The sequence below is a fragment of the Candidatus Didemnitutus sp. genome (assembly GCA_019634575.1).
Classification (GTDB): domain Bacteria; phylum Verrucomicrobiota; class Verrucomicrobiia; order Opitutales; family Opitutaceae; genus Didemnitutus.
Genome location: JAHCAY010000001.1, coordinates 1,089,842 through 1,108,178 on the forward strand (window position 1 = coordinate 1,089,842; position 18,337 = coordinate 1,108,178).

General features: G+C 66.6%; 15 protein-coding genes and 1 tRNA gene. 8 read left to right on the forward strand and 8 right to left on the reverse strand.

Annotated elements, in window-relative coordinates:
• Positions 1 to 34: 34 nt before the first annotated feature.
• The 3 genes from trpS to KF715_04505 all read right to left on the reverse strand — a co-directional run bounded on the left by trpS (position 35) and on the right by KF715_04505 (position 1,941).
• Positions 35 to 1,003 (reverse strand): tryptophan--tRNA ligase, encoded by a 969-nt coding sequence (trpS, locus tag KF715_04495; protein ID MBX3735929.1) that lies wholly within the window; start codon positions 1,001 to 1,003, stop codon positions 35 to 37.
• Between the two features lie 65 nt (positions 1,004 to 1,068).
• A complete protein-coding gene (locus tag KF715_04500) occupies positions 1,069 to 1,749 on the reverse strand; it encodes a UDP-N-acetylglucosamine diphosphorylase (protein ID MBX3735930.1) in 681 nt (226 codons plus the stop codon).
• A 116-nt stretch (positions 1,750 to 1,865) separates the two neighbouring features.
• A tRNA-Gly gene (locus tag KF715_04505) sits at positions 1,866 to 1,941 on the reverse strand.
• Between the two features lie 152 nt (positions 1,942 to 2,093).
• Here KF715_04505 and KF715_04510 point away from each other — a divergent pair.
• Genes KF715_04510 through KF715_04530 form a run of 5 tightly spaced genes read left to right on the forward strand, consistent with a single transcriptional unit; the run spans position 2,094 to position 5,572 of the window.
• On the forward strand, positions 2,094 to 2,894 hold the full coding sequence (locus KF715_04510) for an ACT domain-containing protein (protein ID MBX3735931.1): 801 nt from the start codon (positions 2,094 to 2,096) through the stop codon (positions 2,892 to 2,894).
• Between the two features lie 45 nt (positions 2,895 to 2,939).
• Positions 2,940 to 3,293: a four helix bundle protein gene (locus KF715_04515; protein ID MBX3735932.1), complete on the forward strand. Its 354-nt coding sequence runs from the start codon at positions 2,940 to 2,942 to the stop codon at positions 3,291 to 3,293.
• A complete protein-coding gene (locus KF715_04520; GenBank protein MBX3735933.1) occupies positions 3,283 to 5,031 on the forward strand; it encodes a GAF domain-containing protein in 1,749 nt (582 codons plus the stop codon). The genes KF715_04515 and KF715_04520 overlap by 11 nt, the downstream gene beginning before the upstream one ends.
• 17 nt (positions 5,032 to 5,048) lie before the next feature.
• Entirely contained in the window at positions 5,049 to 5,375 is a 327-nt protein-coding gene (locus tag KF715_04525) for a cupin domain-containing protein (protein MBX3735934.1), read from the forward strand.
• Complete coding sequence (locus tag KF715_04530; protein MBX3735935.1) at positions 5,372 to 5,572, forward strand: hypothetical protein; 201 nt, start codon at positions 5,372 to 5,374, stop codon at positions 5,570 to 5,572. Before KF715_04525 ends, KF715_04530 begins: the two co-directional genes overlap by 4 nt.
• 205 nt (positions 5,573 to 5,777) lie before the next feature.
• On the opposite strand, the gene KF715_04535 is transcribed toward KF715_04530, so the two are convergent.
• The 3 genes from KF715_04535 to KF715_04545 form a co-directional block, all read right to left on the reverse strand.
• A complete protein-coding gene (locus KF715_04535) occupies positions 5,778 to 6,395 on the reverse strand; it encodes an HNH endonuclease (GenBank protein MBX3735936.1) in 618 nt (205 codons plus the stop codon).
• Between the two features lie 61 nt (positions 6,396 to 6,456).
• A complete protein-coding gene (locus KF715_04540; protein ID MBX3735937.1) occupies positions 6,457 to 6,966 on the reverse strand; it encodes a cupin domain-containing protein in 510 nt (169 codons plus the stop codon).
• Between the two features lie 19 nt (positions 6,967 to 6,985).
• Positions 6,986 to 8,779 carry a DEAD/DEAH box helicase gene (locus KF715_04545; GenBank protein MBX3735938.1) on the reverse strand — a complete coding sequence of 598 codons (1,794 nt, stop codon included), beginning with the start codon at positions 8,777 to 8,779 and terminating at the stop codon, positions 6,986 to 6,988.
• Positions 8,780 to 9,032: 253 nt separating this feature from the next.
• On the opposite strand from KF715_04545, the gene KF715_04550 reads away from it, so the two are divergent.
• The gene (locus KF715_04550; GenBank protein ID MBX3735939.1) at positions 9,033 to 10,199 is read left to right on the forward strand and encodes a threonine synthase; all 1,167 of its coding nucleotides are present in this window, start codon (positions 9,033 to 9,035) and stop codon (positions 10,197 to 10,199) included.
• A 159-nt stretch (positions 10,200 to 10,358) separates the two neighbouring features.
• The gene (locus KF715_04555) at positions 10,359 to 10,787 is read left to right on the forward strand and encodes a transposase (GenBank protein ID MBX3735940.1); all 429 of its coding nucleotides are present in this window, start codon (positions 10,359 to 10,361) and stop codon (positions 10,785 to 10,787) included.
• Between the two features lie 62 nt (positions 10,788 to 10,849).
• On the opposite strand, the gene KF715_04560 is transcribed toward KF715_04555, so the two are convergent.
• Together KF715_04560 and KF715_04565 are read right to left on the reverse strand one after the other, a co-directional pair.
• Positions 10,850 to 11,956, reverse strand: a complete 1,107-nt coding sequence (locus KF715_04560; GenBank protein MBX3735941.1) for a phosphoribosylformylglycinamidine cyclo-ligase — start codon at positions 11,954 to 11,956, stop codon at positions 10,850 to 10,852.
• Positions 11,957 to 12,040: 84 nt separating this feature from the next.
• A complete protein-coding gene (locus KF715_04565) occupies positions 12,041 to 13,954 on the reverse strand; it encodes an amidophosphoribosyltransferase (GenBank protein MBX3735942.1) in 1,914 nt (637 codons plus the stop codon).
• A gap of 272 nt (positions 13,955 to 14,226) precedes the next feature.
• Between KF715_04565 and purL the strand changes: the two genes are divergently transcribed.
• Entirely contained in the window at positions 14,227 to 18,300 is a 4,074-nt protein-coding gene (purL, locus tag KF715_04570; protein ID MBX3735943.1) for a phosphoribosylformylglycinamidine synthase, read from the forward strand.
• Positions 18,301 to 18,337 lie beyond the last annotated feature (37 nt).

Genomic DNA, 18,337 nt, shown 5'->3' on the forward strand with positions numbered 1-18,337 from the left:
CCAGGCACTAACGAGCGCCGGCACACAGGGCCATTCACCTCAGCCCGCAATTCTTCCGTGCGCGGGCTAGCGTCTTTTCGGCGACGGCGCGGGCGCGTTGGGCGCCTTCGCGGAGGACTTGCTCGACGTAGTCCGGGTTCGCGACGAGTTCGGCGCGGCGGGCGCGGTAGGGCGCGAAGAAATTCCAGTAGTGCTCGAAGAGCGCCTTCTTCAGGTCGCCGTAACCGAGTCCGCCGGCGCGGAGGCGGTTTTCGAAATCCGTCGCGACGTCCGCCGGCGCGAAGAGCTTGAGCAGTTGGACGGCGAGGTTCTTGTCGGCATCGGGTTTCGGCTCCTGCGGCGTGCGGGAATCCATGACGATGCCCATGATCTTTTTCCGCAGCGCCTTCTCGTCGCCGAAGATCTCGATCGTGTTGCCGTAGCTCTTGGACATCTTCTGGCCGTCGAGGCCGGGGATGACGGCGAGGCTCTCGCTGATGCGTTCCTCCGGAATGACGAAGGTCTCGCCGTAGGTGTGGTTGAACTTGATCGCGATGTCGCGCGTCATCTCGAGGTGCTGCTTCTGGTCCTTGCCGACGGGGACGACGTTCGTGTCGAAGAGGAGGATGTCGGCGGCCATGAGCACGGGATAGGCGAAGAGGCCGAAGTTGGCCTCGATGCCTTTCGCGGTCTTGTCCTTGTAGCTGTGGGCGCGCTCGAGCAGGCCCATGGGCGTGAGCGAGCCGATCAGCCAGGTGAGTTCGCAGACTTCCGGGATGTCGCTCTGGCGCCAGAAAACGGACTTCTGCGGATCGAGGCCGCAGGCGAGCCAGTCGAGCGCGATGCCGTGCGTGAACGCGCGGCGCTCCTTGGCGTCGGTCAGCGCGGTCATCGAATGGTAGTCGGCGATGAAATAGAACGCATCGCCGCCGGCCTGCAGCTCGATGGCGGGGCGCATGGCGCCGAAGTAATTGCCGATGTGCAGGGTGCCGGAGGGCGTGATGCCGGTGAGAACGCGAGGCATGGGAAAAGGAGAAGTGAAAGGGAGGCGGCGCGGGGAAAGCAAGGCCGCTCCCTGTTCAGCGCCAGTCAATCGCGGCGCGAAATCTGCGTCACCGAGGTGCGGGCGTGGGCAATGGTCGCCGGCGGCAGGTAGCCGCTGAACGGCATGCACGGCATCACGAGGGCGCGTTTGCCCAGCACGGAGCCGGGATTGAGGACGGCGTTGCAGCCGACCTCGGCCGCGTCGCCGAGCACCGCGCCGAATTTGCGCAGGCCCGTGCCAACAGGGCCGGACGGGAGGCGGACGGTCACCTCGGCTTGGTCGAGGCGAAGATTGGAGCAGATGACGCCGGCGCCGAGGTGGGCCTTGTTGCCGAGAATGGTGTCGCCGACGTAGTTGTAGTGCGGTGCCTGGACGCCATCGAGCAGCAGGCAGTTCTTGAACTCGCTGGCGTTGCCCATGACGCAGCCCTCGCCCGCGATGACGTTGCCGCGAATGAAGGCGCCGGGGCGAATCTCGGTCCGCGCGCCGATCCACGCCGGGCCGATGATCGTGGCATAGGGCGGGAGTTTCACCGTGCGGTCGAGCCAGACCTTGCCCTCGATGTGGACGCCCGCCGGGACGTGCAACGCGAGGTGCCCGAACTCCACGGAGCCGAGCGCGGCGCCGATCTGCTTCAGCCACTCCCACGGCGGCACCTCGGCCGGAAAAAACGGGGCGAAACGCGCCAACGACGGCGGCAGGGCGAAGAACTCGGAGGCGTTCACGCGCCGAGGATTAATAAAAAAGCCGCTGGAAACCAGCGGTTTTTGAAAGTCTCCCTGCGTTTGTCGTTCCGGGAAAGAAGAGGCCGCCGGGGTTGATTCCGGCGGCCTTTTCAAAATGGAGCGGGCGAAGAGACTCGAACTCTCGACGTCCACCTTGGCAAGGTGGTGCTCTACCAACTGAGCTACACCCGCGAGAGAGAGGCCGAACAAAGGGAGCGCGCGCAGCGCCGTCAACGAGAATTTTTCAGAAGCCGTCGCGCCGCCCGGAAACCGCGAAAAATCCCTCTCGCCGGTGCCGCATTTCGCGTCAAATTCCCAAAATCCTTGGCACGGTTCCGGCATCCATGAAGCGACACTTGATCAGCCAACAGCACATCGCCCAGACCGTTTCCGGCGTCAGCGCCGAGGAGATCGCCGCGCACTTCAATCTCCTCCCCGAGCGCTATTTCGCCCAGACGGACGAGGCCGACGTCGCCCTGCACATCGGCATGGTCAATCGCCTGCTCCACAACATCTCGGCCGCCGACTCCCTCGGCTCGCTGCGCCCCGTGATCGAGTGGCGCGACCTGCCCGAGCGCGGCTGCAGCGTGGCCCACGTCGTCACGTGGGACCGCGCGGGCTTGTTCTACAAGCTCGCTGGCGCCCTCAGCGTCGCGGGCCTGAACATCCTTTCCGCGCGCATCACCACGCGCACCGACCACATCGCGATCGACAGCTTCATCGTCACCGACGCCGCGCACGGCGCCGTGCAGGACGAGATCGCGCGCGAGGTCTTCGCCCGCACCGTCGAGTCCGCTCTCGTCGGCAACAAGGACCTCGCCCCCGCCATCCGCGCCCAAGCGGCCAAGTTCGCCTCGCCCGCCTCGTCGCTCGATGCGCCGGTGGTCGAAGTCTATCTCGAGATCGCCACGCCGCGCGTGATCGTGGAGGTGCACGCCGCCGACCGCTTCGGCCTGCTCTACCGCGTCGGCCACGTGATCGCCGACCAGGGCTTCAATCTCACCGCCGCCCGCGTGCACACCGAGCGCGGGCTCGCGATCGACGCCTTCCACTTGGAACCGTCCGACGCGCGCCCCGTCGACGCCCCACGCCTGAAAATCCTCCGCGACACTCTCGTCGTCGCCGCCGGTGCGGCATTGAGCTGAGAAAACCGGATTGCGGATCGCGTAAACCGGATAGACTGGCCGCGCATGACGCGCGAAGAGTTCAAGGCTCGCACGAAAGCCTTTGCGTTGCGGGCCGTATCCGTGGCCGAATCGCTGCCGAGTGACCCGATTTCGCAAGTCTTCGTCCGCCAGCTCGTCCGCTGCTCCACATCGGTCGCGGCCAATTACCGGGCTGCCGTGCGGGGCAAATCACGAGCCGATTTCATCGCCAAGATGGCGATCGTCGAGGAAGAGTGCGACGAAACCCTCTTCTGGCTCGAAACACTCATCGACACGAAGCGTCTGCCCGCGGCTCGCAGCGCCGACCTGCAGCGCGAGGGCGATGAAATCCTCTCGATTGTCGTAGCTTCGATCAAAACCGCTCGACGTGGACGCTAACCCTAACCTTTCCGACTCTCCGGTCTCCGGTATCCACGATTCCGCGGCCGACCTCGCGGTCCTCTATCGCATCGCCGCGCTGGCGTCCGAGGACGAATCCGTCGCCGCCGCCGAAAACGCGCTCCTGAGCGAACTCATGCGGGCCTTCCCCGCCGACAGCGGTTCGCTCTGCCTGCTCAATCCGCACACGGGCTACCTCGAGATTTCCAAGCACCACGGCCTGCCGACCGACACCGGCAATTTCGCCCTCAAGCTCGGCCAAGGCGTCACCGGCTGGGCCACGTTGCACAAGGAACCGCTGCTCGTGCCCGACGTCGTCGGCGACCCGCGCTACATCGCCGCGCGCGCCACCGTGCGCTGCGAAATGGCCGCACCGCTTATCTACCAAGAGCAGGCCATCGGCTGCCTGAACCTCGACTCGGATCACCCGCACGCCTTCACCGAGCAGGATCTCAAACGCCTCGCGCGCTTCGCCGCCCAAGCCGGCCGCACGCTCCATCGCATCTGGCAACTCGACCGCCTCCAGCGCGAGTCCGCCCAGCTCGAGACGCTGGTCGAACTCGGCCACTCGCTCGTCGCCCGCCTCGAGGAAAGCGATCTCCTCACCACCCTCACCCGCTCCGGCCGCAGCCTCTTCGACGCCCGCCTCTGCACGTTGCACGCCTGCGACCCGTCGCAACGCATGTTCGAACTCCAGGCGTGGAGCAGCGAAATGACATTCTCGGACTCCGCGCTCCGCCGCGAGCCGTTCGGCGCCGAGCACTCGCTCATCGCCACCGCCCTGCGCGTCGGGAAGGTCGTCGAGTTCCAGGAACTCACCGGCACCGCCGGACACGGCGCGGTCGACCTGCCCGCCGATCCGGAGCTCTGCTCGATGCTCGCTGCGCCGCTCCTCGTCGACGGCGCGCCGACGGGTGTCCTCGCGATCTATACGAACCGCCCGCACCGCTTTTCCGACGCGCAAAAGCGCCTGCTCGCCGCGCTCGCCAGCTTCGCCTCGGTCGCGCTGCACAACGCCCGGCTCTACGCGCGCGTCTTTCAATCGGAGGAATCCCTCCGCAAGGCCCAAACGCTCACGACGCTCGGCCTCCTCGCCGCCGAGATCGCCCACGAGATCCGGAATCCGCTTACCGTCATCAAGCTCCTCCACGGCGCGCTCGGCACGGATTTCGCACCCGATGATCCGCGCCGTCGCGACCTCCAGGTCATCACCGAAAAAATCGAGCAACTCGAAGGCATCGTCGCCCGGGTGCTCTCGTTCGCCCGCACGCCGGGCGTCATTCACTCGCGCTGGCAACTCGCCGGCATCATCGAGGACACGTTGCTCCTCTTGCGCGCGAAGCTCGGCCAGTCCGGCGTGCAACTGCGCTACACCCCGCCGCCACGCCCGCTGCAAGTCGAGGCGAACAAGGGTCAGCTCCAACAGGTTTTCCTCAACCTCGCGCTCAACGCCGTCCAAGCCATGCCGCACGGCGGCACGCTGTCCGTCAGTTTCACCGAAGCCGCCGGCGCCGTCGGCCAAGTCGTGCACATCGACTTCACCGACAGCGGCACCGGCATCCCGGAAGCGATCCGCACGCGCATCTTCGAGTCCTTCCTCTCCGGCCGCGCCGACGGCACGGGCCTCGGCCTCGGCATCGCCCAACGCATCGTGAAGGATCACCATGGCGAGCTCTCCCTGGTGAGCACCAGCCCGCAAGGCACCACGATGCGCGTGACGCTGCCGCTGCGCTCCTGATTTTCCCCACCCGCCCCATGCCCTTCGCCCGGCTCGCCTCCTTGCCCGCCAAGGAAATCTTCAACGGCACGATTCGCGGCCACTACGCGCACCTCGAGCGCAGCACCTGCGGCGAGGTGCATCTCGACGCCAACACCCTCGTGCCTGTCCACCAGCACCCGCACGAACAGTTCACCTACGTGCTCGAGGGGCGCTTCGAGTTCACCGTCGGCGGCGAGACGACCGTCCTCGAACCCGGCATGGCGGCCATCATCCCAGCGAATGTCCTGCACGGCGGCAAAACCCTAACGCCCGTGCGCGTGCTCGACGTGTTCGCTCCCGTGCGCGAGGACTACCGCGTTTGAGCAACGGCACCGACAACTCCGCGCGCCGCTCACGTTTCGCCGCCGCGCTCGTGATGCTAGCTTGGCTCCTCGCGTGCGTCGTGGTGCTCGTGGTTTTCCGCGGCACGCCGCCGCGTTTCCGCGCCTACTTCGCGATCTTCACCCTGCTCGGTCTGATCTGGAGCATCGGCGCCCTGCGCGCGCGTTTCGCCAAGTAACCTCGCCTGCCGTGCCGGTAGCCCGCGACCTCCGGGCGCGGGACTCGGGGGTCGCCTCCCCGGCCCGCCTTCTGAGAGGTCGGGTCACCCGGGAGCCGCAGCGCGCGGCGCGGCACCTTTCGCCGCAAAAACAAAAACGGCCGGTGCGTGGGCCGGCCGTTTTCGGGTTTGCTTGGGGTAGCTAACGCAATGGCGGGGTGTGCCACTATTCCTCGAGCTCTACATTCCAATACGCGAGGTCGAGGAAATCCTTCCACTTTTCGTGGCCGTGGTTGCCGAGCACGAGCGAGATCACCGGGCGCCACTTCGGGCGGACCGGCTTGCGCATCAGGCGCATGTGCGCCTCGTGCGGGAGGCGGTTGGCCTTTTTCGTGTTACACTTGATGCACGAGCACACGATATTCTCCCACGTCGTCTTGCCGCCGTAGTGGCGCGGGATGACATGGTCGAGGTTGAGTTGCTCGCGGTCGAACACGCTCCCGCAATACTGGCAGCGGTCGCCGTCGCGCTCGAAGACGTTGTTGCGCGTCAGCTTCAGCTCCTTGCAGGGCAGCTTGTCGAAAAACGTCAGCAGGATCACGCGCGGCAGGCGGATCGAGCGGTTGATCGTGTGCACGGTTTCGAGCGCATCGATCGGCGGATTGTAGGTCGAGAAATCGACCCAATCCATCAGCGAGAAGGTCTTGAACGCGTCGTCGGTCTGGTGGACGACCTGCGCATGCCCGCGAGCCAGGAGCGCGAAGGCCCGGCGCGCGCCGATGATGTTCACCGCCTGCCAAAGGCGGTTGAGCACCAACACCGGCTGATCGAGCGCGGTAAGCATGACGGCAAATGGGTTACGGGTGTGAATAACCTCTGTCAAGCGGCACGTCCGGCTAATCTGCTCAACGCGTCAGCGCCGCGATCTCCGCCGCAAAAGCCGGATGGCTCGCCGTCAACTCCGCCCGAACACCCAGCGCGAAACCGCGCTCCACATACTCCGGCGCGACCACGCACGAGACCAGTCCCCAGCGCCCGCCCGCCCTCAACCGCGCCCCCTGCCACGCGCCCGCCGGCACCATTTCCTGCAACACCTGCCCGACCGTGAAATCGAGGCCGAGCGCGACGCGCCGGCCCGCACCGGGCTGGGCATCGAGCACGAGCAACTCGATTGGATCGCCGACGTGGAAGCACCACGTCTCCACGGCATCGACCCGATGCAGCGCTGAAAAAACCTCGGGCGTGACCAGAAAGTAGATCGCCGAACACGCGCGCCGCCCGCCACCCATCACACGCAACTCCGACTCCGCCGTTCGGCGAAACCATCCGCCCTCGCCCGGCAGCGGCGCGAGGTTCAGCAGGCGAATGACGTCCTCCGCCGTGTGCGTCTCGGGCGAAAGCGGACTCGATTTCATGCCGCCAAGCGCGCGCGGATCAGCTCTCCGGCACCACGACGGCGGGATGCAGCGCGACGTTCTTCAGGCGGATGCCCTCGAGCTTTTTCACGACCGTATCGGCCACCTCGGCGGCGACATCGACATGCGAATGGCCCTCATGGATGTCGATCGCCCCGACCACCGCGGCCGGCAGACGCGTGACACCCGCGATCTTGCCGACGATATCCGCCGGCGTGATCTCGTGCTGCGCGCCGACGTTGAGCGAAACCACCGTGTAGCCCGGTTCGCGTCCCGTGCGCGGCTTGCGCTCGTAGCCGCGCTTCTTGGGTTTTTCCATCGATCGCGCGCCGCCTTCCGGTTCGGCCGAACGGGGCGGGGTTGGCGCAACGGGTTTGGCGGCGGCCTCCTTGGGCGCTTCGGGTTCGACGCGCGCCACCTTCTCGGCTTTCGCCGCGGCCACCCAAGCGGGCGGTGGTTTCACGGCGGTCGTCGCGGCAGCGGGTTTCGATGGGGCAGGCTCATCCGCCCCAACCGCCTCGACTGCTCCGCCCTTGAGCAAATGAATCACGGCCGACGCGATGTCCGTGCTCGCGTAACCCTGTTCGAGCAACGCGTCGACGACGCGCTCGTGCGAGCGGAACTGTTTCGCGTCGAGCACGCGGCGCAGCTTCTCGACGAACGCCTCCTCCTTCGCCTCCTCGACCTCGTCGAGCGATGGGATGCGGCCGCGCGCGATCTTCAGGCGCGCGTAATGCGCCATGCTCTGGAGCTTGTAGATCTCGCGTCCGCTCACGAAGGTCATCGCCACGCCCGTCTTGCCCGCGCGCCCCGTGCGGCCGATGCGGTGCGTGTAATCCTCGGCGTCGTTCGGCAGGTCGTAGTTGAAGACGACTTCGAGATCGTCGACGTCGAGACCGCGGGCCGCAACGTCGGTGGCGATGAGAAACTCGAAACCGCGCCGCCGGAATTTGTCCATCACGCGGTCGCGTTGCATCTGGCTGAGATCGCCGTGCAGCCGATCCACCGCGTAGCCGCGCGAGTGGAGCTGTTCGTCGAGCTCGTCCACCATCACCTTCGTGCTGCAAAAAATGATGCCGTAGCGGAAATCGTGCAGGTCGATGAGCCGCGTGAGCGCCTCGCCCTTCGAGCGGCGGTCGACCTCGTAGAACACCTGCTCGACCTGCGGCGCGTTCGCCGCGTGCGCCTCGATCCGCACCCACGCCGGATCGCGACTGTAGCGCTTGATCATGTCCTGGATCAGCCGCGGCATCGTCGCCGAGAAGAACAGCAGCTGCCGCGTCTCCGGCACCGCGCTGAGGATGCGTTCGATGTCGTCGCGGAAACCCATGTCGAGCATCCGGTCCGCCTCGTCGAGCACGACGACGCGCAAGCCGTCGAGCTTGAGCGAACCTCGCTCCATGTGATCCATCACACGGCCCGGCGTGCCGATGACGATCTGCGCCCCGGCGGCGAGCCCGCGATACTGGCGCTCGTAGCTCTGACCGCCGTAGATCGGCAGCTCGAGCAGACCCTTCTTGAACGACCCCAGTTTGCCCACCTCCTCGGCGACCTGCACCGCCAGCTCGCGCGTCGGGCAAAGCACCAGCGCCTGCACGCCGCGCTTCGACGCATCGACCTTTTCGATCGTTGGGATGGCGAACGCCGCCGTCTTGCCCGAGCCCGTCGCCGACTGGCCGACCACGTCGCGCCCGGTGAGAGCGTGGGGGATGACCGCGGTCTGGATGGGTGACGCCTCCTCGAAGCCCATCTTGTCGACGGCCTTCAAAATTTCCGGCGAGAGGCCGAGTTCGCTAAACGGGCGTTTTTCCATGGCCGCAGCGTGCCCGCAAGCGGCCCGCATGCACAGCGCAAACTCATCCGCTCCCACCCAAGGCAAAGTCGATTAGTCGGCAACTTCGCCGCGCGCCCCGCCCACGCCATGCCCGCGGGGATTGTCACTTAATACGTGACAATCCCCGGGGCTCTCCCGAGCAAACCCAGCGCCGCGGCGTCGGGCGGCCCAGCCGAACGGCCGCGGCGCGTTCCGGCTTCCGCCACTGGAAAAATTCTGCTGCGCTCCGCATGTGCACCTCACCCACCTCGTTTGCACCGCCTGCGGCGCCAAGCACGACGCCGGCCGCCCGCAAAACGTCAGCCCTTGCTGCGGCAAGCCGCTTTACCCCGCCTACGATCTCGCCGCCGCCGCGCGCACGCTCACCAAGGACGCGTTGCGCGGCCGCGTCGCCTCGATGTGGCGCTACCGCGAGGTCATGCCCGTGCGCACCGACGCCGACATCGTGACGCTCGACGAAGGCTTCACGCCGCTCCTGCCCGCGCCGCGTCTCGCGGCCCGCGTCGGCGTCGGCCAACTCTGGATCAAGGACGAGTCGCAGAATCCGACGCAGAGCTTCAAGGCCCGCGGCATGTCGGCCGCCGTCTCGATGGCGAAGCAGCTCGGGCTGAAAAAACTCGCCGTGCCCTCCGCCGGGAACGCCGCCGGCGCCATGGCCGCCTACGCCGCCCGCGCCGGGATGGAGGCGCACATTTTCATGCCGGCCGACACGCCGAAGGCCAACATCATCGAGTGCCGTGAACTCGGCGCGCACGTCACGCTCATCAACGGCCTCATCACCGATTGCGGCGCGGAAGTCGCGAAGCGCAAGGCCGCCGAAGGCTGGTTCGACGTCTCGACGCTGAAGGAGCCTTACCGCGTCGAGGGCAAGAAGACCCTCGGCTACGAACTCGCCGAACAACTCGACTGGCAACTGCCCGACGTCGTGATCTATCCCACCGGCGGCGGCACGGGGCTCGTCGGCATGTGGAAGGCCTTCGACGAGATGCAGCGTCTCGGCTGGATCGACTCAAGACGTCCGCGGATGTTCAGCGCGCAAGCCACCGGCTGCCAGCCGATCGTCCGCGCTTTTCAGGCCGGGGAGAAATTCGCCGCCGAGCACGTCGGCGCGCAGACGCGCGCGTCCGGCCTGCGCGTGCCGAAGGCGATCGGCGATTTCATCATGCTCGACATCCTGCGCGCGTCCGGCGGCGGTGCGGTCGCCGTGCCAGACGACGAGATGATTGCCTGCACGCGCGAAGTCGGCGCGTCCGAAGGCCTCTTCGTCGCCCCGGAAGGAGCCGCGACCTACGCCGCGCTCAAACACCTCCTCGCGAGCGGCACGGTGCGACACGACGAATCCGTCGTCCTCTTCAACACCGGCGCGGGCGTGAAATACCTCGAGTGCTACGGCGGATGAAGCCCCGCCCATCTTGTGGGAGCGAGCTTGCTCGCGACGCAGCGCATTCGTAACCGTGCAACATGTCCACCGACCCAGCCAAGGGTTACCGTGCGCTTCGGACTGGCCGCTTCTCGGCGACCGGCGAGTCATACTTCCTGACCTTCTGCACTGCTGAGCGTGCGCCAGGGCTGCACCGCGCCGAACTCGCCCAAGAGATCGTCGAAGAAGCTGAAACTCATGGAGCGTGACTGCATTTGGGCGATCCGTTGCGCGACCATCATGCCCGATCACGTGCATCTGCTCGCGACGCTGGGAGACCGACTGCCGCTTGGCCGCGCCATGGCCCGACTAAAGGCCAGAACCGCGTCCGCGCTACGCCAATCCGGGTTAAGCTGGCAGCAAGGCTACTTTGATCACCGTCTTCGTCCGCGAGAAGAGCAGATCGGGTATTTTCACTACGTTTTCCTGAACCCATATCGCGCCGGATTGGTTGCCACGGAAGACAAATGGCCTTGGTTCGTGTGCGGAATCGAGGACGAGAGATGGTTCATGCCCACGCTGAACCAAGGTTTGCCCGAGCCGGCATGGTTGTCCGGGTTGCCATAGTGGCAGCCGTCGCGAGCAAGCTCGCTCCCACATCGAACCCACGCTGTCCGCCCTACCTTGACTCACCGCACCTGCAGCGTGCTGCCGTCGTATTCGAGGCCGAGCGACGGGATGACGACGGCCTTGCGTGCGCCTTCCTTCTTCACCCGGCCGGCGAGCCAGGCGTCGTAGCCCGATGCACGCGCCGCGGCGACCACGGCCTCGGCGGTCTCGGGCGCGACGTAGGCGGCGAAGCCGACGCCTTGGTTGAAGGTCGCATACATTTCGCGGCGCGAGATCGGTCCGGCTTGCTCGAGAAACTTAAACAGCGCGAGCGGCTCGCGCGGCGTCGTGATCTCGTAGACAAACGACTCGTCGAGGCGCATGAGCTTGCGCCAGCCGTGACCGGTAACGTGCGCGACGTAGTTGAGTTTCAGGCCGCGCCGCTGGCATTCGCGCACGAAGGCGACGTAGATCACCGATGGCGCCAGCAGCGCCTCGCCATACGTGCGCGGGTCGCCGTGGCCGATGGGCGTCTGGTAGCCCTGCGGGAGCTTCGAGGCGATGAGGCGGCAGAGCGAAAGACCATTGGTCTGCACGCCGGAGCTGGCGAGGAAGATGATCGCGTCGCCGTCGCGCACGTCGCCGGTGATGCGGAGGGATTTCGGCGCGATTTTGCCGATGGCGGAGCCGGCGAGCACGATGGCGTCCTTCTCGACGATGCCGCGGAGTGTCGGCGTCTCACCGCCGCCCCAGACGGCGCCGGACTGGCGGCAGCCGTCGGCCCAGCCGTCCACGAGCGCCTGCATGCGCGCCGCGTCGGCGAACCAAGCGGACTCGCCCACGGCCGCGTGCATCGCGACCGAGATCGGCAACGCGCCGCAGGTAACGAGGTCGTTCACGATCGTCGCGACCGTATCGATGGCGATCTCGCGGTAGAAATTTTTCCCCGTCTGCGCGTAGACGGCGTCGGCGACGAGGTTCTTGGTGCCGAGGCCTTCCTCGACGTGCGCGAGGTAGTGGTCGGCGGCCTCGATGAGGTAGGCGCTCTCGCCGCGAGTGCTCGCCGGCTCGGCGTAGCCGTGCGCCGTGAGGGCGGTCGCCGTCGTTTTCGCCGCGCGCTGGCAGGCGCGCTTGAACGCGTCGAGCTGGTCGTAGTTAACGCCGGAGGATTCGTAGCTCAGAGACATGAGTGAGGGCCCACGGAACACACAGAATACACGGAAGAGCGATAGGACATTTCAGTGTGTTCCGTGTATTCCGTGGGCAAATTTTCAGTAGGCCCGGCCTTCGGCTTTTTCGAAATAGTTCACGTAGGCCTGATTCGCGACGCGGTAGCCGCCGGGCGTCGGATACTTGCCGGTGAAATACCAGTCGCCGGTGTGGTGCGGGAGCGCGCGGTGCAGGCTCTCGATCGATTGGAAGATGATCTCGACCTCGCCCTTCCACTCGGTGCCCTTCGGCGTGACGAGTTCGGTGATCTTCTTCGAAACCTCCTCGGCCGTGAACGGCTCGTAGATCTTGCGCACGTGATTGACCGGCTCGGCGGTCGGCGAATCGACCTCGGCGCGACAAAGGCGGTAAACCTCCTCGATCAGCGGCTGCTGCCCACGTTCCTTGAGCAAGGCGATGGCGGCCTCGAACGCGATGAATTTGCCGACCTCCGACATGTCGATGCCGTAGCAATCCGGGTAACGGATCTGCGGTGCGGTCGACGCGATGATGATCTTCTTCGGATTCAGCCGCCCGAGGATGCGCAGGATCGAGCGGCGCAGCGTGGTGCCACGCACGATCGAGTCGTCGATGCACACGAGATTGTCCTCGGGCGCGACGATGCCGTAGGTGACGTCGTAGACGTGCGACGCGAGCGTGTTGCGCCACTTTTCCTGGCCGATGAACGTGCGGAGCTTCGCGTCCTTGGAGATGATCTTCTCGCCGCGCGGCCAGTTGCGCAGGATGAGATCGTCGACGGCGGCCTCATCGAGCGTGCCGGCGCGGGCGCGAGCGAGCAGGTCCTGTTTCACCTCCGCGCGACGGCGGAAGCGCAGCTCGCTCATCAGGCCGAGATAGGCGACTTCCGCGGTGTTCGGGATGAACGAGAAGATCGTGTGCTCGAGGTCGCGGTCGATGGCGTTGAGGATCGGAGTCGCGAGCTCGGCACCGAGGGCCTTGCGCTCGCGGTAGATGTCGGCGTCGTTGCCGCGGGAGAAATAGATGCGCTCGAACGTGCATTGCGCGCGCGGCAACGCAGGCTTCACGCGCTCGACATGGACGGTGCCACGCTTTTTCACGACCACGGCGGTGCCGGGCTCGAGCTCGCGCACCTCGCTCGGCTGGCGATGGAAAACCGTGCAGAGCGGCGCGCGCTCGGAGGCGAACGCCACCACTTCGTCGTCCTCGAACCAGTGGCACGGGCGGATGCCCGACGGATCGCGCGTGACGAAGGCATCGCCGTTGCCCAGTGCGCCAATGAGCGTGTAGCCGCCGTCCCATTGCGCGGAGACCTCGCGCAGCACGGCGGCGGGGTCCATGTCCTCGCTGATACGGCGCGAGATTTCGGTGCCCGGGAGGCTGCGGGCCTTGAAGGCGCGGTAGAGCTCCTCGTGGTGCTCGTCGAGACCGTGGCCGAGCATTTCGAGCAGTGCCTGCGTGTCGGTGGCGAAGATCGGGTGCTGGCCGGTCGCGGTCAGGGCGGCGTTGAGCGCCGCCGTGTTGGTCATGTTGAAATTACCCGCGAGGACCAGATTGCGCGTCGGCCAGGAGCTGCGGCGAAAATACGGGTGGCATGCGCTGAGATTGTAGCCGCCCGAGGTGCCGTAGCGCAGGTGTCCGAGATAGAGTTCGCCGCAGAAATCGAAATTCTTCTTCGCCGTCTCGGGAAACTCCGGATGCACCGTCCCCTCGCCCACGAGCTGGTTGTAGCGCGCGATCATCGGCTGGAAGATCTTGTCGAGCGGGTTCGACTCGACGTTGCGCTCGCGGAACATGTAAGGCTCGCCCGCCGGCACATCGAACTTCACGCACGCCACGCCCGCGCCGTCCTGCCCGCGATTGTGCTGCTTTTCCATCAGGAGAAACAGCTGGTAGAGGCCCCAGAGCGGCGTGCCGTATTTCTCCTGATAATAGGAGAGCGGCTGTTTGAGCCGGATCAGGGCGATGCCACATTCGTGGGAGAGAAATTCGCTCATCGGGTGGGAAAGCGTAGAGTTGGAGCGACCGCGAATTGGTCAACGGCTTTCTCGGTTTCCCGCGTCAAACGCTCGGAAAATAGGCCGGGGCCGCGCCAGCAAAGGGTGGCCCGCGACCTCCGGGCGCGGGTGCTCGACTCGCGAACCCCTTCCCCGCGTCCGGAGGTCGCGGGCCACCTTTCACCGCACCGGCACAGTTTGACGCGACAAACTGTGCTGTGCCGGTTCCGCCGCTTGACGCCGCCCGCCCGACGGCGAACCTGCCTCTACACATGCTGACGCTCCGCGGCTCCCCCGCCCTCTCGAATTTTCGCCTCCAGAAGCTGCTGCAGGATCTCACCGCCGCCGGGCTGCCGGTGCGCGCGATCGCAACGGAATTCGTGCACGTCATCGAGACGAACACCGACCTGACCACCGCCGAGCGCGACGTGCTCGGAAAAATCCTCACCTACGGCCCGAGCCGCGCCGCCGAGAGCGTCAACGGTCTCACGCTCGTCGTTGCCCCGCGCCCCGGCACGCTTTCGCCATGGTCTTCCAAGGCCACCGACATCGCCCACATCTGCGGCCTGGCGAAGATCGCCCGCATCGAGCGTGTAACCTCCTTCACATTCGCCTTCGAAGCCGGCTACTCGCTACCCGCTACTCGCTACTCGCTACTGTATTCCCGCATCCACGACCGCATGACGCAGGTCGTCTTCCCGGACCTCGCCGCCTGCGCCGCCCTTTTCCGCCACGAGTCGCCGCGCCCGGTCGCGAGCGTGCCGGTGCTCGCGCAAGGCCGCGCGGCCCTCGTCGCCGCCAACAAATCCCTCGGTCTCGCGCTCGCGGACGACGAGATCGATTACCTCGTCGCCGCCTTCACCAAACTCGGGCGCGACCCGCACGACGTGGAACTGATGATGTTCGCGCAGGCGAACTCCGAACACTGCCGCCACAAGATCTTCAACGCCTCCTGGGAAATCGACGGACAGCCGCGCGACCGCTCGCTGTTCCAGATGATCAAGAACACCTATCAGCTGCACCGCGACGGCATCCTCTCCGCCTACAAGGACAACGCCGCCGTCCTCGCCGGCTCGCGCGGCGGACGCTTCTTCGCCGACCCGCGGACCGGCGAATACGTTTCCTCGCCCGAGGACATCCACGTGCTCTGCAAGGTCGAGACGCACAACCACCCGACCGCCATCTCGCCCTTTCCCGGCGCCGCCACCGGCTCGGGCGGCGAAATCCGCGACGAAGGCGCCACTGGTCGCGGCTCGAAACCCAAGGCCGGCCTCGTCGGCTTCACCGTCTCGAACCTCCGCCTCCCCGGCGCGGTGCAGCCGTGGGAAAAGGACTTCGGCAAACCCGGCCGCATCGTTTCCGCCCTCGACATCATGATCGAAGGCCCGCTCGGCGGCGCCGCCTTCAACAACGAGTTCGGCCGCCCCGCGATCAACGGCTACTTCCGCACCTTCGAGGCCGAGGTCCCCGCCGCCAAGGGCACCGAACTCCGCGGCTATCACAAACCCATCATGCTCGCCGGCGGCTTGGGCAACATCCGCGCCGAGCACGTCCAGAAAGGCGCAATCAACCCCGGCGACAAACTCGTCGTGCTCGGCGGGCCCGCGATGCTCATCGGCCTCGGCGGCGGTGCCGCCAGCTCGATGGCCACTGGCGCCGGTGCCGAGGACCTCGATTTCGCGTCCGTCCAGCGCGATAACGCCGAGATGGAGCGCCGCTGCCAGGAAGTCATCGACCGCTGCTGGGCGCTCGGCGACGCCAACCCGATCTCGTTCATCCACGACGTCGGCGCCGGCGGCCTCTCCAACGCCCTGCCCGAACTCGTGAACGACGGCGGCCGCGGCGGTCGCTTCAATCTCCGCAAAGTCCCCAACGACGAGCCGGGCATGAGCCCGCTCGAACTCTGGTGCAACGAGTCGCAGGAGCGCTACGTCCTCGCCGTGCCGGCGGACCGCATCGACATCTTCGCCGCCCTTTGCGATCGCGAACGCTGCCCGTTCGCCGTCGTCGGCGAGGCCACCGAGGAGAAACGCCTCGTGGTCGAAGACCCGCATTTTCGCAACCAGCCGATCGACCTCCCGCTCGACGTCCTGCTCGGCAAACCGCCGCGCATGCACCGGAAGACGACGAGCGCCTCTCGCGCGCTTAAGCCGCTCACGCTCGGCGACGTCACTCTGGCCGAGGCGATCCGCCGCGTGCTCTCCCACCCGACCGTCGCGGACAAGACCTTCCTCATCTCCATCGGCGACCGCTCCGTCGGCGGCCTGATCGCGCGCGACCAGTTCGTCGGCCCGTGGCAAGTTCCCGTCGCCGACTGCGGCGTGACCGTCGCCGCGTTCGACGCCACCACCGGCGAGGCCATGGCCATGGGCGAGCGCACGCCCGTCGCGGTGAACAACGCCGCCGCATCCGCCCGCCTCGCCGTCGGCGAAGCCCTCACCAATCTCGCCGCCGCTCAGGTCGGCGCGCTGGGCAAAGTCAACCTCTCCGCCAACTGGATGGCCGCGCCCGCCGTCGGCAGCGACGGCGCCGATCTCTACGCCGCCGTGCAGGCCGTCGGCATGGAACTCTGCCCCGCCCTCGGCATCACGATCCCCGTCGGCAAGGACTCCATGAGCATGAGCACCGTCTGGAAGGACGGCGCCGCCGAGAAGCGCATGACCGCGCCCGTCTCGCTCATCGTCTCCGCCTTCGCCGCCGTCGAAGACGTCCGCCTCACGCTAACGCCCGCGCTTCAGCGCCCGGCGCTGAAGCGAGTTGCAGTTGAGCGTTTAAGTTTAAGCAGCCTACCCAGCAGCGAAGCACCCGCCGACTCCGACGGCTCTTCAACTTCCAACTTCAACTCCCAAGAAGAGGACACCGTCCTCCTCTTGGTTGACCTCGGCCGCGGCCAGAACCGCCTCGGCGGCTCGCTGCTCGCGCAAGTCCTCAATCAGACCGGTGCCGACGCGCCCGACGTCGACCGCGCCGAAGACCTGAAGAATTTCTGGAACGTCATCCAGCAGCTCGGTCGCGAGCAAAAGCTCCTCGCCTACCACGATCGCTCCGACGGCGGCCTGCTCGCCACCGCGGTCGAGATGGCCTTCGCCGGCCACACCGGCATCGAACTCGATCTGCCCGCCGCCGCGATCAAGCTCAGCGACAACGCCCCGAGCGTCTTCGGCCAGCTGTTCGCCGAGGAACTCGGCGCCGTCCTCCAAGTCCGCGCTTCCGACCTCGACCACGTCTTCCTCGCGCTGCGCTCGCACGGCTTCAAGGCCTGCACCTCGCTCATCGGCAAGCTCAACGCCTCGCACCGCGTCGTCATCCGCCAGGCCGGTCGCGTCCTCTACGACGAAGACCTCTTCGCCCTCCGCGCGCTCTGGTCCGACGTCACGCGCCGCATCCAATCGCTCCGCGACAACCCCGCCTGCGCCGAGCAGGAATTCCAGCTCAAGCTCGACCGCACCAACCCCGGCATCACCCCGAAGCTCACTTTCAGCCCCAAACCTTTCAACACAGAGAGCACAGAGGACACAGAGAAGGCTGGTTCCTCTGTGTCCTCTGCGACCTCTGTGTTGAAAACAAAAAGCCGCCCGAAGGTCGCGATCCTCCGCGAGCAGGGCGTGAACGGCGAAGTCGAGATGGCCGCCGCGTTCACGCGCGCCGGCTTCACCGCCGTGGACGTGCACATGACCGACATCCTCAGCGGCCGCGTGTCGCTGAAGGATTTCCGCGGCCTCGCCGCCTGCGGCGGCTTCAGCTACGGCGACGTCCTCGGCGCCGGCGAAGGTTGGGCCAAGAGCATCCTCTTCCACGAGCGCGCCCGCGCCGAGTTCGCCGCCTTCTTCGCCCGCGAGGACGCGTTCGCCCTCGGCGTGTGCAACGGCTGCCAGATGATGAGCAACCTCCACTCTCTCATCCCGGGCGCCGGTCACTGGCCGCGTTTCGTGCAGAACAAATCCGAGCGCTTCGAGGCCCGCTACGTCTCGCTCCAGGTCGAGCCGAGCCCGAGCGTGCTTTTCCGCGGCATGACCGGCTCCGTGCTCCCCGTCGTCGTTTCGCACGGCGAGGGCTTCACCGAGTTCAAGAGCGCTGACCTCGCGCGCGCTTGCAACGAATCCGGCCTCGTCGCCGGCCGCTACGTCGACAACTTCCACGCGCCGACGGAATCCTATCCGCTCAACCCGAACGGCTCGCCCTTCGGCATGACCGCGCTCACGACCACCACCGGCCGCGTCACGATCATGATGCCGCACCCTGAGCGCACCATCCGCACGCTCAACCACAGCTGGGCCCCCGTCGGCTGGGGCGAAGAGAGCCCGTGGATGCAACTCTTCCACAACGCTCGCACTTGGGTCGGTTGATCGGCGCGCGCCGCCAAACTCCCCTTGCCTCGCGCGC